The sequence below is a fragment of the Jeongeupia wiesaeckerbachi genome (assembly GCF_050916355.1).
In the GTDB taxonomy this organism is placed as follows: domain Bacteria; phylum Pseudomonadota; class Gammaproteobacteria; order Burkholderiales; family Chitinibacteraceae; genus Jeongeupia; species Jeongeupia wiesaeckerbachi.
Window position 1 is genome coordinate 3,478,649 of record NZ_CP136946.1, and the last position, 16,715, is coordinate 3,495,363.

Here is a 16,715-nt window from a genome sequence, read left to right on the forward strand (position 1 = left end):
CCATTACACCAGCGCCGCTTGCGGCGTGATGACGATGCTTTGTAATGCGGATGCCAGTTCGGCAATCGTTTGATGGGTAAACACCTGTGCCACGGTCAGCGCAATGCCTTGCTTGCGCGCCAGCGCCACCATGCGCAGGCTGGCCAGCGAATCACCGCCGAGCGCGAAGAAATTGTCATGGACGCCGACGACGTCCAGGCCGAGCAAGTCGAGCCAGAGGCGCTGCAGCGCGGTTTCGAGCGTGCTGCGCGCCGGGTCGGCCGCAGATGTCCCGTAACCTGAGCAAACCTGACCGACTGTCACTTCGCAGGCCTGCCCGGCGCCGTCGAGCGGCGATATCAACTCGGCCAATGGCTTTTCCGGTTCGGCCAGCAGGGTCGCCAATAGGCGCGGATAGTCGTCGCGCAAGGCATGCACGAACGCGGCGTCGATCAAGGCCGTCGCGTACGAGAAAGCGGCGGTAACGCGGCCATCGGCGTGCTCGACGACGTCGAACTCCAGATCGCAGACCACGGTGCGGCGCTCGATCGGCACATCGTCGACCTGCAGACCGGGAAGCGAGATCTGCTCGGGGCGATCCGGGCGCTGGAAGTTGTACAGCACCTGGAACAGCGGGTTATGCCGCACACGCCGTGCCGGGCGCAGTGCCGACACCAACTCGTGCAGCGGCAACGCCGGGTGAGCATGCGCGCCGAGTGCGGCCTGTTTGACCTCGCCCAGAAGCGCAGCAAAACCGAGCGCCGGATCGATCCGGCTGCGCAGCACCTGCGTATTGAGGAACAAGCCGACGACGCGCTCGGTCTCCAGACGGTGCCGGGTCGCGCTGAGTATGCCAACGCACTGGTCGGCAGCGCCGGTATGGCGATAGAGCGCGGCGTTGAGCGCCGCGTGCAGCACCATCGACAGCGTCGCGCCAAAGCGTTGCGCGCAGCTACGCGCCTGCGCCGCCAACGCTGGCGCCAACACAAAACACAGTTGCTCGCCATCCGGACGGGCTTGCGCCGGCAGCTCTGGCACCGTCGGCAGCGGCAGCGTCGCCATGCCCTGCAGATGCTGCAGCCAGTAGGCCAGCTCACGCTCGCGTGTCGCCGCGTCGACCGACGACTGCTGCCACACCGCATAGTCGGCATAGTCGATCGCCAATGCCGGCAGTGTCGGTTTTTCTCCGAGCAGCGCGGCGCGATACAACTCGGCCAAGTCGTCGAACAACACCCCCATCGACAGGCCGTCGGCCACGCTGTGGTGGACAGTCAACGGCAGAATCTGGTCGTCGTCGGCCAGACGGATCACGCCAACCCGCAGCAAGGGCCCGGCGGACAGATCGAATGGGCGCTCGTCTTCTTCCTCGGCCAGACGCAGCGCCTCTGCCTCGCGCGACGCTGGCGGCAGTGGAGAAAGATCGATTTCAGCGACGGTCAGCGGCGCCGGCTCATGAATCCATTGCTCGACCGAACCGTCGTCCGCCGCGCGGAAAGTGGTACGCAGAGCGGCATGCCGCGCCAGCAAATGATCGACCGCCGTCTGCAACGCGACGCGATCCAGCCCGCCGCGGCAGCGCAAGCTACTGCTGATATTCCAGGCAGGATTGGCCGGGTCAAGTTGCGACAGGAACCACAGCCCTTGCTGGGCCGGTGTCAGCGGTACCGACGCCCCCGGTGCGCGACGCAGCAGCGGTCGCGCATCCGCCGAATCGCCCAGACCGGCCACGGCGACAGCAAATGCTTCGAGCACCGGCGCCTGGAACAGGGTCTTCAGCGGCACTGCGTGAGCTAGGCGCTGCTGGATGCGTGCTGTCACCTGCGTCGCGAGCAGCGAATGCCCGCCGAGCTCGAAGAAGTGGTCATCCCGACCCACCCGGTCGAGTTTCAGCACCTCGGCCCAGATCGACGCCAGTTGGGTTTCCAGCTCGCCTTCGGGCGCGCGGTAAGGCTTGCCCTGCCATTCCGGCACCGGCAGCGCCTTGCGGTCGACCTTGCCGGCGCCGTTCACCGGCAAGGCGTCCAGCACCAGCCATTGGCTCGGCACCATGTAGTCGGGCAGTTGCTCGGCCAGTTGGGCCTTGATCGCGGCGAGGTCGAGGTCGGTGCCGTGCTGGGCGACGAGGTAGCCAACCAGCCGTTGGTGGGCATCCATGCCCTGCACCCACACCACCGCTTCGCGCACGCCGGGGGCGCGCAGCAGTTGGGCTTCGATCTCGCCCAGCTCGATGCGCAGGCCGCGTAGCTTGATCTGGTGGTCGGCACGGCCGAGGTAGTCGATGGCGCCGTCGGTCCGCCAGCGCGCCAGGTCGCCGGTGCGGTACAGCCGGCTGCCCGGGGCGCCGAACGGGTCGGGAATGAAGCGTTCGGCGCTCAGGCCGGCGCGAGCGTGGTAACCGCGGGCGACGCCGTCGCCGCCGAGGTAGAGTTCGCCGGTGACGCCGACCGGCAGCGGGTTGAGCGCGTCGTCGAGCACGTGGGCGCTGCGCGCGCCGACGACGGTACCGATCGGCAGGTAGGCGCAGCCGGCCCAGCTGGCCGGGTCGGCGTCCGGGCCGGTGATCCACAGCATCGGCGAGATCACCGTTTCGGTCGGGCCATAGCCGTTGATCAGCGTGGTGGTCGGGAAGGCGCTGCGCACGGCGGCAAAGCCCTCGGCCGACAGCGCTTCGCCACCGAAGGCGAGTACGCGCAGACGGGCCGGGGTGGCGCTGCTGCGCTGGGCTTCGGCCACCTGCACCAGATAGCTTGGCGGGAAGGCGGCGACGCTGACCTGATGCCGTGCCAGCCGGTTGATCATCTCGGCCGGGCTCCACAGCGCCGGATCGCTGATTAGGAGGCTGGCGCCCGCCATCAGCGGCATCAGCCAGTATTCGTGCGCCAGATCGAAGTTGATCGAGGCGAAGTGCAGTACTCGGTCGGCGTCGCTCAGCTGGTAGCGCTGTGCAATCGCGGCGCAGTGCCGCGCCAGCGGGCCATGCGCGACGGTGACGCCCTTGGGTTGGCCGGTTGAACCCGAGGTGTAGATCAGGTAGGCGGCCTGATCGGGATGAATCGTGACGGCCGGATCGTGAGCGGGCTCCTTGGCCAGCGATTCATCATCGATGCGCAGTACACCAAGACCCGGCCGGGCAAAACGCCCGGCCAAGGCCGACTGCGTCAGCAGATGGGCGATGCCGGCATCGGCCAGCATGTAGCCGAGCCGCTCGGCCGGATAGCCCGGGTCCAGCGGCACGAAGGCGCCGCCGGCCTTGAGCACCGCCAGCAGCGCGACGATCATGCCGACGCCGCGCTCGACGCTGACACCGACGCGCACCTCGGCGCCGACCCCGGCAGCGATCAGCCGGTGCGCCAGCTGGTTGGCACGCGCTTCCAGCTCGGCCCAGCGCAGGTCGCCGCCGCTGCTGAGCAGCGCCAGGGCGTCGCCGCGGATGGCGGCCTGGGCGGACAATTGCCGGTGCACCGGTACGAAATCCAACGATTGTGGTGCGCCGTTCCAGCCCTTGAAGGCCGACAGCTCGGCGTCGGTCAGCATCGCCAGTTCGCCGAGATATTGCTCGGGCTTGGCGACGACGGCGTTGAGCAGCATGACGAAGTGGTTGGCCATCCGGGCGATGGTCGCCGGCTCGAACAAGGCGGTCGCGTAGACCAGCGCGCCGCGCAGTGTGCCGTGCTCATCCTCTTCGGTGGCGAGGCTCAGGTCGAACTTGGCGTTCGGGTTGCCCGGCGAATTCTCGCTGATCGTCAGCCCCGGCCACGCCGGCAGCGCGCCCCAGGTTTCGTGGTTGGCCATCACCTGGAACAGCGGATGATGCGTGCCGCTGCGCGCAGCGCCGAGCGCTTCGACCAGTTGCTCGAACGGCAGCTCCTGATGCGCCTGAGCGCCGAGCAGCGAGCGTTTCACCGCCGCGAGCAGGTCGACGAAACGCGTGCGCGCCGACGGCTCGGTGCGGATCACCTGGGTATTGATGAAGAAGCCGATCAGCGCCTCGGTCTCGCTGCGCGCGCGCCCCGCCACCGGGATCCCAACGCGGATATCGGCCTGGCCGCTGTAGCGGTGCAGCAGCGCATGGAATGTCGCCAGCAACACCATGAACAGCGTTGACCCGTGGCGCTGCGCCAGCTCGCGCAGGCCGCCGGCCAAGCTTGCATCAACGGTGAAGAAATGCCGGCCGCCGGCGAAATCCTGTTCCGCCAGACGCGGCTTGTCGGTCGGCAACGCCAGCACCGGATGGTGCTCGCCCAGCGCTTCGCGCCAGTAAGCAAGCTGGCGTTCTCCCTCGCCCGCTTCCAGCCAGTGCCGCTGCCACAGCGCGTAATCGGCGTACTGGTGCACCGGCTCGGCCAAAGTTGTCGCCCGCCCTGCGCATGCCGCGCCATACAGTTCGGCCAGCTCGCGCATCATCACGCCGCTCGACCAGCCGTCGGTGGCGATGTGATGCAGCGTGATCAGCAACCGGTGATCGTCGGCGGCGCGGCGCAGCAAGCGCACGCGCAGCAACGGGCCGTGCGCCAGATCGAAGGGCTGCAGCCCTTCGGCGAGCGAGCGACGTTCGATCTCGGCCTCGCGCTGCGCTTCGGCCAATCCGCTCAGATCGTTGCTAGTAAAATCCGCCGGCAATTCGGCATGGATCAACTGCTCGGCGTCGCCATTGGCGTCGGCACGGAAGGTGGTGCGCAGCGCTTCATGTCGCGCGATCAGCGCGGTGAAGGCCTGGCGCAATGCCGACTCGTCGAGCGCCCCCTTGAGGTCAAGCCGGCCGGCGACGTTGTAGGCACTGCTGTCCGGAGCCATTCGCCACAGGAACCATAGCCGGGCCTGCGCGTACGAGGCCGGCACCGCGTCAGCGTCCGATCTTGCGCCCGACGCGCGCGGCGGGATCGGCAGCAGGCCGAAGTCGATGTTCTGCTCGGCTAGCTTTTGCAGGAAGACCTTGCGCTGCGCCGGTGCCAGCTCGGCAAAACGGCGCGCCAGCGCCAGCATGCGATCCTGGCTCATAGCAGCTCCATCTCGCCGAACAGCGCATCGAGTGCGTCGAGCTTGTCGTCGGTCAGCCGGCTACCCGCCACCGCGTCGACCATCCCGGCCAGCTCGGCCAGATCGTTCGCCTCGAACAGCTTGCGCAGCGGCAGGCTGATCGCCAGTTCGGCCTTCAGCCGCGACACCACCTGCGTCGCCAGCAGCGAATGTCCGCCCAGCGCAAAGAAGTTGTCGCGGCGGCCCACCTCGCTCACGCCCAGCAGACGCTGCCAGATCGCAGCGAGCAGCAGCTCGGTCTCGCCCTGCGGCGGCTCGTGTTCGCGTGCGGCGATGGTCGGCGCCGGCAGCGCCTTGCGGTCGACCTTGCCATTCGGTGTCAGCGGCATCGTATCGAGCTGGGTCAGATAAGCCGGCACCATATAGTCCGGCAGGCTGCGGCCCAGATGCGCGCGCAGCGCATCAAGATCGACCGGGCCGTGGGCGACGAAATAGCCGGCCAGTTGCGCACCGCCCGCCAGTTCCAGCGCCACGACCACCGCCATGCGCATGCCGTCGAACTCCAGCAGGCGGGATTCGATCTCGCCCAGCTCGATACGCAGGCCGCGCAGCTTGATCTGGTGATCGACACGGCCGATGTATTCCAGCGTCGCCTCGTTGCGCCAGCGCGCCAGATCGCCGGTGCGGTACAGCCTGCCGCCCGGATTGAACGGATCGGGTACGAAGCGCTCGGCGGTCAGCCCGGGTCGGGCGTGATAGCCGCGCGCGACGCCATCGCCGCCAAGGTAAAGCTCGCCAGCGACACCGACCGGCAGCAGATTCATCGCCGCATCCATCACATAGGCACTACGTGCGCCGACCACGCTGCCGATCGGCAGGTAGGTCTGGCCGGCCCAGTCGGCCGGATCGGCGTCGGGCGCCGATGCCCAGTGCAGCGGCGTGATCACCGTTTCGGTCGGGCCATACCCATTGATCAGGGTGACCGCCGGGAAAGCCGCGCGTACCGCGGCGAAGCCTTCCACCGACAGCGCTTCGCCACCGAAGGCCAGCATGCGCAAGCTGGACGGCTCGCCCAGCGCGACTTGCTCTTCGGCGACCTGCACGAGATAGGTCGGCGGCAGGTCGGCGACGGTCACCCGATGGTGCATGAGCTTTTCGACCATCTCGGTCGGGCTCCACAGCAGCGGGTCGGTGATCAGCAAGCTGGCCCCGCTGCACAGCGGCATCAGCCACGATTCGTGCGCCTGGTCGAAGTTGATCGAGGCGAAGTGCAAGGCCCGATCCGCATCGGTAAAGCCGAAACGCGCGGCAACGGCCTCGGTATGCATCGCCAGCGGGCCATGCTCGATGGTGACGCCCTTGGGCTTGCCGGTCGAACCCGAGGTGTAGATCAGATAGGCAGCCTGCAGCGGCTGGATCTCGACCTGTGGTTCGCTGTCCGGGTAGCCCGACAGATCGGCGTCGACATCCAGACTCAGCAGCCCCGGCTGCGCATAACGCTCGGCCAGATCCGGCTGGGTGATCAGGTGAGCGATGCCGGCGTCTTCGAGCATGTAGGCAAGGCGTTCGACCGGGTAATCCGGATCGAGCGGCACGAAGGCGCCACCGGCCTTCAGCACGGCCAGCAGCGACACGATCATCCCGAAGGAGCGCTCGACGCCGATGCCGACCCGGGTTTCCGCGCCGACGCCGGCTTCGATCAGCCGGTGCGCCAAGCGGTTGGCACGCGTGTTCAGCACGTCCCAGCTCATCGTGCCGTCGCCGAACAGCAACGCTGTTTCGTCACCTCGCGCCGCCGCTTGCGCTGCGAGCCGTTGATGTACCGGCACGAAGCTGCGCTCGTCCGGGCGCAGCCATGCCGACCGTGTGGCGTATTCCACGCCGGTGAGCATGTTCAGATTGCCCACCCGCTCGCCGCCGCTGGCGACGATGGCCAGCAACAGCTGCTCGAAGTGCGTCGCCAGTCGCGCCACTTCGGCGTCGGAGAAAGCGGCACGGTCGTAGCCGTACTCGATCGACAGCGTTTCGGCGTCGACGACCATCAGCGCCATCGGGTAGCTGGTGCTCTCGACGTTGACGACGTCGGCAAAGCGCAGTGCCGCACCACCGGCCCACTCCGGCTCGACCGGATAGTTCTCGAACACGATCAGGCTGTCGAACAGCGCCTGCCCGCCGTAGCCGGCCCAGCGCTGGATCTCGAACAGCGGCGCATGCTCGTGTTCGCGCGCCACCACGCTGCGCTGCTGCAAGGCGCGCAGCCAGTCGCCAACCACCTCGGACGCCTGCGGCGCCTCGACCACCGGCAGCGTATTGATGAACAGGCCAAGCACGTCTTCGATGCCCGACAAGGCGGCCGGACGGCCGGCAACGGTCGAACCGAAAGTGACGGCGGAACGACCGGTATAGCGTTGCAGCAGCAGCGCCCAACCACCCTGAATCACCGTGTTGACGGTGACGCGCTGCTCGCGCGCAAAGCGGCGCAAGGCCGCGGCGGACTCGACGCTCCAATCTTGCACGCGGCTGCCGAGACCAGTCTGTGCCTTGGGCGAGAATGCCCCGGCCAGCAAGGTCGGCTCGTCGATCGCCGACAACTGCGTCTGCCAGAACGTGCGGCTCGCGGCCTCGTCCTGTTCGTCCAGCCAGCGGATGTAATCGCGGTAGCGCGCGCGCGGCGCGGTGGCTTCGGTGGTCTGGCCATAGCGGCGCAGCACTTCGGCCCACAGCCGCGCGGTACTCCAGCCGTCGAGCAACAGGTGATGGCGGGTCCAGATCATCCGGTATTCGGTGTCCGACATACGCACGACCGCGACACGCATCAGCGGCGGCGCGGCCAGATCGAAGGGACGAGCGCGCTCGTCCTCAGCCAGCGCGGCCAGCTGCGCTTGCTGGTCTGGCTGATTACGCAGATCGTGCCGACCGATGGCCAGCACGGCCGAACGCAGCACCAGTTGCTGCGGCTTCGCCGGGCCGTCATGCCAGAAACCGGTACGCAGGATTTCATGCGCGTCGACCGCGCCCTGCCACGCCGCCTCGAGACGGTCGATGTCCGGATCGCTCAGCGTCATCGTCAGTTGGTTGATGTAGGTCGTGCCGGCCGGGTCGAGCAAGGCGTGGAACAGCAGGCCCTGCTGCATCGGCGAAGCCGGGTACAGATCGGCGAGTTCGCGCGCCGGTACCGGCAGCTGCTGCAAGGTCGCGGCATCGAGGCGGGCCAGCGGGAAATCGGACGGGGTGACACCGCCGTCCGCATCGGCGCAATGCGCGATCAGCTCGGTCAGTTCGCGCTGGAACGCGGCGGCCAGCGCATTCACCGTCTCGGCACGGTACTGCTCGCGGCTGTAGACCCACACCAGTTCCAGCCGGCCGGCCGATACCTGACCGTGAATCGCCAGTCGGTTGCTCAGCGGGCCAGAGCCGTCGCGCTCGTCACCCGAGGCACCGAACACCGGCGTCAGCAGCGTATCGCCGGCAGCGGCGTCGAACTGGCCGAGGTAGTTGAACGTGACTTGCGGCTTGGGCAAGGCCGACAGGGCATCGCGCACGGCCTGATTGCCCAGCGCCTTGAGCACACCGAAGCCGACACCCTTATTCGGCACCGCGCGCAACGTTTCCTTCACCGCAGCGATCGCGGCCGGCAAGGCGCCGGTGGCGCTAAGGCGCACCGGGAAATGGCTGGCAAACCAGCCGACGGTGCGCGACAGATCGACGTCGTCCAGACCGTTTTCCAGACTCTCGCGGCCGTGGCCTTCCAGCTCAACCAGCAACTCGCCATCGTGGCCCAGCGCGCGCGCCAGCGCGGTCAGCAGCAGGTCGTTGACCTGGGTGCGGTAGGCGGCCGGCGCGGTCTTCAGCAGTTGTTGGGTGGTGTCGGCGTCGAAAGCGACGGTCACCCGCGCCGCATCGCGCACCTGCGCGCTGCCTTCCGGCACATCGCACGCCGGATCGAGCCCGCTGGCGCCGTCCAGCGCCTGCCAGTACGGCAGCACGGCGTCGAGCGCGCCGCCTTGCGCATGGCGCGCCAGCCGCTCGGCCCAGCTCGCCCACGACGTCGAGGCGTCGGCCAGGCTTGCTCCCTGCCCACCCGCCGCCCGGTAAGCGGTTTCCAGATCCTCGATCAGCACGCGCCACGACACGCCGTCGACGGCCAGATGGTGGATCGCGACAAACAGCGTCGACTCGCCAATCAGCACCGCGCGTACGAGCGGCCCGTTGGCGATATCGAGACTGCGCTGCACCTCGTCGCACGCCGCATCGATGCCGGCATCGGCGCCGCGTACCCACAGCAACTCGGCGCATGACTCCACCGGCACAACGCGCTGCGTCCACACGCCATCACGCGCTTCGAAGCGCAATCGCAATGCATCATGCGCGGCGACCACCGCGGCCAGCGCGCCGGCGACCTTGCCCGCATCAAGCGGCGCACTGGCGGTAAAGCGCAGCGCCTGGTTCCAGTGCGAGCGGTTGCCAATGTCGGCAGCGAAGAACGCCTGCTGCGCCGGCGTCAGCGGCACGGTGGCGGCCTTGGCGACAAGCGGTGCGGCAGCGACTTTCGCCTCGATCGGCTGCGCCACCTTGGCCAGCGTCGCCACCGTCTGGTTTTCGAACAGCTGGCGCGGCGTCAGCTTCAGCCCCGCCTTGCGGGCGCGCGCGATGATCTGCAGGCTCAGGATCGAATCGCCACCGAGTGCAAAGAAATTGTCATGCGCGCCGACGGTGTCGATGCGCAGCACCGCGCACCAGATGTCGGCGAGCTTTTGTTCGGTCTCGCTGAGCCCGGTCGCCGACGACGCGGCTTGGGCAGCCACGGCCGTCGGCGCCGGCAGCGCCTTGCGGTCGAGCTTGCCGTTGGCGGTCAGCGGCATTCTGGCAAGCGGAATCAAATAGGCAGGCACCATATAATCCGGCAGCGTTTTGGCCAGTTCGGCTTTCAGCGCGACGCCATCGAGCCCATTGTCGAGCGCGTTGCCGACCAGATAGGCAACGAGCTGCAGACGGTCATCGCCGGCATCGTGGGCGAACACCTGTGCCTCGGCCACGCCCGGCTGAGCGAGCAGCGTGGCGGCCACTTCGGACAACTCGACCCGGTAGCCGCGGATCTTCACCTGATCGTCGGCACGGCCGAGATATTCGATCGCGCCGGTCGCTAGCAGCCGCACGCGGTCACCGGTGCGGTAGACGCGCTCGCCAATGGCGTACGGATGCGGCAGGAAGCGTTCGGCGGTCAGGTCCGCGCGGCCGAGATAGCCGCGCGCCAGTCCCGGCCCGGCCAGATACAGCTCGCCGACAGCGCCCAGCGGCACCGGCGCGAACGCGTCGTCGAGCACCAGCGCACCGGCGTTCGGCAACGGCGCACCGACCGGCACGGTGGCCGAGCGCGCACGTTCGGCCACCGTGGCTTCCTGCGTCAGCACGCCGACGGTCGCCTCGGTCGGGCCGTAGTGATTGATCACGCGCAGCGCCGGACGCAGCGCGGCAATCTCGTCGATCAGCGTCCACGGCAAGGCTTCGCCGCCGAGCACCAGCGCGACCTGCGGCAGTGCGTCGGCCGGCGTGGCTGCCTGCATCAGCCCCTTCAGATGGCTCGGTACGATTTTCAGCACGCCGACGCGGTGCTCGGCCATATAGGCGGCGAAGCGATCCGGATCGAAGGCGCGCTCGCTTGATATCAAATGCAGCAGCCGGCCCGAGCACAGCGCGCCGAACAAGGTGGTGTGGCCAAGGTCGGCCGACACCGTCGACACCATCGCCATGCTGGCGCCCGGCGCGAAGTCCAGCCGCACCAACATCCCGAACACATAGTCGGCCAGCGCGCCGTGCTCGACGACCACGCCCTTGGGCCGACCGGTCGAGCCCGAGGTATAGATCACATAGGCGGCCTGCCCCGGCTGCGGCCGGCCAGCCAGCGGTGCATCGCTTTCTTCGCCCCACGCGGCAGCGTCGACCAGCGACACAGCCTCGCAGCCCGCCGCCAGACCGGCACCACCGGCACCGACCAAAACGCAACGCACGCCACTGTCTTCGAGCTGGTAGGCCACGCGGTCGGCCGGCAGCTTCGGATCGACCGGCACATAGGCGCCACCTGCTTTCAGTACCGACAGCAGGCCCAGCACGAATTCGATCGAACGCTCGGCGATCAGGCCGACGCGGGTCTCAGTGGTGATGCCGCGTGCCTGCAGATGGCGTGCAAGCCGGTTCGATGCCGCATCCAGCTCGGCGAAGCTCAGCACGCGGTCTTCATCGCGCAGCGCCGGTGCAACGCCGTGCGCGGCGACGTTCTCGCTCCAGGCGGACAGCACGTCCAGGCCGGCGTAGTCGCGGTGCTCGGCGGCGAGCGCGTAGTCGGCGGCGCCGGCCGGCTCGGTCAGCTCGACCAGACTTGCATCAGGATTGGCGACAAGTCGCGCGGCAAAGCGCACAAAAGACGCCGCGAAACGCGCGATGGTCGTCGCGTCGAACAAGGCGGTGGCGTAGGAAAACACCGCTTCGATGCCATCCGGCAGATCGGTGACATCGAGCGACAGGTCGAAGCGCGCGGCGTGATCGGGCAGCGGCAGCGGGCTCAGGCCCAGCCCCGGCAGCGCAATGGCCGCTGGCAGCGCGATCTGCTGGGTGAACTTCACCTGCACCAGCGGGTTGTGCGACAGGCTGCGCTCGACGCCCAGCGCATCGACCAGTTCGTCGAACGGCAGATCGGCGTGGGCCTGCGCGCCGAGTGCACGCGCCTTGACCTGCGCCAGTAGCGTGCGGAACGAATCCCGCGGCTCGCAGCGCGCGGCCAGCACCTGGGTACCGACGAAGAAGCCAGCGAGATGTTCAGTCTCGGCACGGCCGCGGCCGGCTACCGATACGCCGACGCGTACGTCACGCGATCCGGCATGGCGCGCCAGCTGCGCCTGAAAGGCGGCCAGCAGCACCATGAACAAGGTCGCGCCCTCGCGCTGCGCCAGCGCGCGCAGCGCATCGCTGATCGCGGCATCGAGCCGCAGCGCATGGCGTGCACCGGCCAGATTCCGCACCGCCTGGCGCGGCCGATCGAGCGGCAGCGCCAGCAGCGGGTGCTCGGCGCCGAGCTGTTCCTGCCAGTAGGCCAGCTGGCGCTCACGCTCGCCGGCATCGAGCCAGTGGCGCTGCCACACGGCGTAGTCGGCGTACTGGATCGGTAGCGCAACAAAGGCCGGTTCGCGGCGCTCGAGATGGGCCCGGTAGGCTTCGGCCAGTTCGCGGACCAGCACATCGACCGACCAGCCGTCGGACACGATGTGGTGCTGCACCAGGATCAAGCGGTGCGCATCGTCGGCCAGCTTCACCAGCCGTGCACGCAAGAGCGGGCCGGCGGACAGATCGAACGGCGCCAAGGTGTCGGCTTCAGCCAGGCGCTGGGCTTCGGTCTCGCGCTCGGTCAGCGTCGACAGATCGGTGTGCACGATGACGACCGGTGCCGGCGCCGCGATCCGCTGCTCGGCATTGCCGGCTTCATCCGACCGGAAGGTCGTGCGCAGCACTTCGTGACGGGCAACGAGGGTATCGAGCGACTGCTGCAGCGCGGCCAGGTCGAGCTGGCCATCAAGGCGCAGCATGGCCGGGATGTGATAGGCGCTATTGCCCGGCTCCATCTGCGACAGGAACCACAGCCGTTGCTGTGCCAGCGACAAGGGCAAGGCCGCATCGCGCGCGGCCGGCACGATGGGCAGGCGGGCGAAATCGATGCCGTTCTTTTTCAGCGCCTCGATGAAGGTCTTGCGCGCTTCAAACGGCAGGGCGGCAAAACGGCGGGCAATGTCGTGCTTGTTCATGGACATCGAATCAGTTCTCCAGAGCTTTGAGCAGCGCGTCCATGTCGAAGAGATCTTGCGCTTCGGCCGCTTCGGCGCCAGCTGCGCCCTCGGCCAGGATTTCGGCCATCTCGGACAGGATCGGGGACGTAAAGAAAACAGCGAGCGACGTCTCGATCGCGAAACGCGCCTTGAGTTGGGCGAGCGCCTGCGTCGCGAGCAGCGAATGCCCGCCGAGCTCGAAGAAGTGGTCATCCCGACCCACCCGGTCGAGTTTCAGCACCTCGGCCCAGATCGACGCCAGTTGGGTTTCCAGCTCGCCTTCGGGCGCGCGGTAAGGCTTGCCCTGCCATTCCGGCACCGGCAGCGCCTTGCGGTCGACCTTGCCGGCGCCGTTCACCGGCAAGGCGTCCAGCACCAGCCATTGGCTCGGCACCATGTAGTCGGGCAGTTGCTCGGCCAGTTGGGCCTTGATCGCGGCGAGGTCGAGGTCGGTGCCGTGCTGGGCGACGAGGTAGCCAACCAGCCGTTGGTGGGCATCCATGCCCTGCACCCACACCACCGCTTCGCGCACGCCGGGGGCGCGCAGCAGTTGGGCTTCGATCTCGCCCAGCTCGATGCGCAGGCCGCGTAGCTTGATCTGGTGGTCGGCACGGCCGAGGTAGTCGATGGCGCCGTCGGTCCGCCAGCGCGCCAGGTCGCCGGTGCGGTACAGCCGGCTGCCCGGGGCGCCGAACGGGTCGGGAATGAAGCGTTCGGCGCTCAGGCCGGCGCGAGCGTGGTAACCGCGGGCGACGCCGTCGCCGCCGAGGTAGAGTTCGCCGGTGACGCCGACCGGCAGCGGGTTGAGCGCGTCGTCGAGCACGTGGGCGCTGCGCGCGCCGACGACGGTACCGATCGGCAGGTAGGCGCAGCCGGCCCAGCTGGCCGGGTCGGCGTCCGGGCCGGTGATCCACAGCATCGGCGAGATCACCGTTTCGGTCGGGCCATAGCCGTTGATCAGCGTGGTGGTCGGGAAGGCGCTGCGCACGGCGGCAAAGCCCTCGGCCGACAGCGCTTCGCCACCGAAGGCGAGTACGCGCAGACGGGCCGGGGTGGCGCTGCTGCGCTGGGCTTCGGCCACCTGCACCAGATAGCTTGGCGGGAAGGCGGCGACGCTGACCTGATGCCGTGCCAGCCGGTTGATCATCTCGGCCGGGCTCCACAGCGCCGGATCGCTGATTAGGAGGCTGGCGCCCGCCATCAGCGGCATCAGCCAGTATTCGTGCGCCAGATCGAAGTTGATCGAGGCGAAGTGCAGTACTCGGTCGGCGTCGCTCAGCTGGTAGCGCTGTGCAATCGCGGCGCAGTGCCGCGCCAGCGGGCCATGCGCGACGGTGACGCCCTTGGGTTGGCCGGTTGAACCCGAGGTGTAGATCAGGTAGGCGGCCTGATCGGGATGAATCGTGACGGCCGGATCGTGAGCGGGCTCCTTGGCCAGCGATTCATCATCGATGCGCAGTACACCAAGACCCGGCCGGGCAAAACGCCCGGCCAAGGCCGACTGCGTCAGCAGATGGGCGATGCCGGCATCGGCCAGCATGTAGCCGAGCCGCTCGGCCGGATAGCCCGGGTCCAGCGGCACGAAGGCGCCGCCGGCCTTGAGCACCGCCAGCAGCGCGACGATCATGCCGACGCCGCGCTCGACGCTGACACCGACGCGCACCTCGGCGCCGACCCCGGCAGCGATCAGCCGGTGCGCCAGCTGGTTGGCACGCGCTTCCAGCTCGGCCCAGCGCAGGTCGCCGCCGCTGCTGAGCAGCGCCAGGGCGTCGCCGCGGATGGCGGCCTGGGCGGACAATTGCCGGTGCACCGGCAGGAACGCCGGGGGCGGCGAAAGCCCCGTAATTTCGTCACGTTGCAACTGTGGGGCGGGCTTCGTCATCACTTCATCCTGTCTCTTGCAGAGGTCTGCCGGCAGCGCTTTCCAGCTACCGCGCCTGCGGCAGCTGTTGCGGCTCGAACCGACAGCGCTCGATGCTTGTCCGGGCCACCGACGAGGTGGCATATCAAGTCAAAGACGAACGACAGAATGATTTTTTTAGGGTGGCAACGACACGCCCACCACACAAAAAACGAAATACGACTAATAATCCGGCGACGCCAAACGTCTACCAGACAGCACCCACTTCTTTTGGTCCGAAATGAACGCAACGACTTCCAAGCGGCCAGCCACCCGGCTCCTGCTCTCCCTCCTGCACCGTTCACGTTGGTCGCTGGCCATCGCCACCGTCGCCTGCGTCGTCAACGGTATCTCCAGCGTCTCGCTGGTGACCCTGATCAATAGCGCGCTGACCGGTACGGCAAGCGACCATCGCACCCTCGCCTGGGGCTTCGGCGCGCTGGCGCTGTTGGCCCTCGGCAGCCGCGTGCTCGGCGGTGTGGTGTTCGCAGAACTGAGCCAAGGCACGATGGCCAAGATGCGTGAACACATCTCGGCGCGCGTCGCCCGCGCACCGTTCCGTCAGGTCGAGACGCTCGGCGCCTCGCGCGCGCAATCCATCGTGACCGAAGACGCCACCAACGTGTCGATGCTGTTCTTTGCGTTGCCCAATATCGTGATGCACGGCTCGATCGTGCTCGGCTGCCTGGCTTATCTGGCCTGGCTGTCGTGGCCGATTTTCTTCCTGGCGCTGTCGGTCGTCGTCGTCGGTTCGCTCGGTTACCGCATCGGCGACAATCGCGCACTGGCTTCGCTCGAAGCCGCCGGCGAGGCGCAGGATCGGCTGTTCGCACACTTCAACGCGCTGTTTTCCGGCGCCAAGGAGCTGAAGCTGCACCGCGCACGCGCCAGCGCTTTCCTGACCGACACACTGGGCAACGAAATCGACGCCGTGCGCCACCATCGCACCCGCGCCTTCGGCGCCTACGCCTTCGGGGTCGGCTGGATCATTTTCCTGTTCTACGCCTTCCTGGGGCTGGTCGTGTTCGCCCCGGCGACGATTGTCGGCGTTGATCCGGCCGTACTTGCCGGCTATGTGATCATCTTCCTGTTCATGCTGGTGCCCCTCGACGGCCTGCTCAACAACGTGCCGACGCTGAACGTCGCCAAGGTGTCGCTGAACCGCATCGAGGAAATGCTCGCCGAACTGGACCAACAGGATCAAGCCGAGCAGGACGCTGCTACCCGCGACCACTTCGGCGACGCCGGCACGCTGCGTCTGTCCGCCCTCACCCACAGTTACTATCGCGAGAAGGAAGACAGCGTGTTCCAGCTCGGCCCGATCGATATGGAACTGAAGCGCGGTGAAGTCACCTTCCTGATCGGCGGCAACGGCAGCGGCAAAACCACGCTCGCCAAGCTGCTGGTCGGCCTGTACGCCCCGGAAGGCGGCGCGATCACGCTCGATGGCAAGGCCGTCGATGACGCGAACCGCGCCGACTTCCGCCAGCTCTTCTCGGCCGTGTTCTCGGATTTCCACCTGTTCGAGACGCTGGTCGGCTTCGGCGAAGCCAATCCGGAACTCGACGAACGTGCCAACGCGCTGATTGCCAAGCTGCATCTCGACCACAAGGTCAAGATCGAAAACGGCCGCTTCTCGACCCGCGACCTGTCGCAGGGCCAGCGCAAGCGCCTGGCACTGGTCGTGGCCTATCTGGAGGATCGCCCTTTCTACCTGTTCGACGAATGGGCCGCCGATCAGGACCCGCTGTTCAAGACGGTGTTCTACCAGGAACTGCTGCCGGAGCTGGCCGCACGCGGCAAGGCCGTACTGGCGATCACCCACGACGACCGTTTCTTCCATCTGGCCGACCGTTGCCTGAAACTCGACAGTGGCCGACTGGTCGCCAACGAGGCCCGGCCCGCCGCTGCGCCCGTCGTGTAATACCGGCATCAGCCCACCCGAAACCGCTGCACACGCAGCGGTTTTTTGCGTCCGCTGTGCCCAACGAAGCAAGCCGGCGATCGCATCGACCGCTTGAATCACAGCCAGGCGCTGCGCTTGA

General features: G+C 67.7%; 4 protein-coding genes. 1 reads left to right on the plus strand and 3 read right to left on the minus strand.

Annotated features, from left to right (window positions below; translation table 11 throughout):
* Positions 1–3: 3 nt before the first annotated feature.
* The 3 genes from R0382_RS16800 to R0382_RS16810 are packed head-to-tail and all read right to left on the minus strand — an operon-like array spanning position 4 to position 14,652.
* A complete protein-coding gene (locus R0382_RS16800) occupies positions 4–4,977 on the minus strand; it encodes an amino acid adenylation domain-containing protein (RefSeq protein ID WP_432721077.1) in 4,974 nt (1,657 codons plus the stop codon).
* Positions 4,974–12,755, minus strand: coding sequence for an amino acid adenylation domain-containing protein (locus R0382_RS16805; RefSeq protein WP_432721079.1), 7,782 nt, complete (start codon positions 12,753–12,755; stop codon positions 4,974–4,976). The genes R0382_RS16800 and R0382_RS16805 overlap by 4 nt, the downstream gene beginning before the upstream one ends.
* 4 nt (positions 12,756–12,759) lie before the next feature.
* Positions 12,760–14,652, minus strand: coding sequence for an amino acid adenylation domain-containing protein (locus tag R0382_RS16810; protein WP_432721080.1), 1,893 nt, complete (start codon positions 14,650–14,652; stop codon positions 12,760–12,762).
* Positions 14,653–14,911: 259 nt separating this feature from the next.
* Here R0382_RS16810 and R0382_RS16815 point away from each other — a divergent pair, with 259 nt between their 5' ends.
* Positions 14,912–16,594, plus strand: coding sequence for a cyclic peptide export ABC transporter (locus R0382_RS16815; protein ID WP_432721081.1), 1,683 nt, complete (start codon positions 14,912–14,914; stop codon positions 16,592–16,594).
* Positions 16,595–16,715: the final 121 nt, after the last annotated feature.

Excerpts from the sequence above, each read along its gene's own strand:
- R0382_RS16810 (WP_432721080.1), bottom strand. The coding sequence starts at position 14,652 with ATGACGAAGCCCGCCCCACAGTTGCAACGTGACGAAATTACGGGGCTT.
- R0382_RS16805 (WP_432721079.1), bottom strand. The coding sequence starts at position 12,755 with ATGTCCATGAACAAGCACGACATTGCCCGCCGTTTTGCCGCCCTGCCG.
- R0382_RS16800 (WP_432721077.1), bottom strand. The coding sequence starts at position 4,977 with ATGAGCCAGGATCGCATGCTGGCGCTGGCGCGCCGTTTTGCCGAGCTG.
- R0382_RS16815 (WP_432721081.1), top strand. The coding sequence starts at position 14,912 with ATGAACGCAACGACTTCCAAGCGGCCAGCCACCCGGCTCCTGCTCTCC.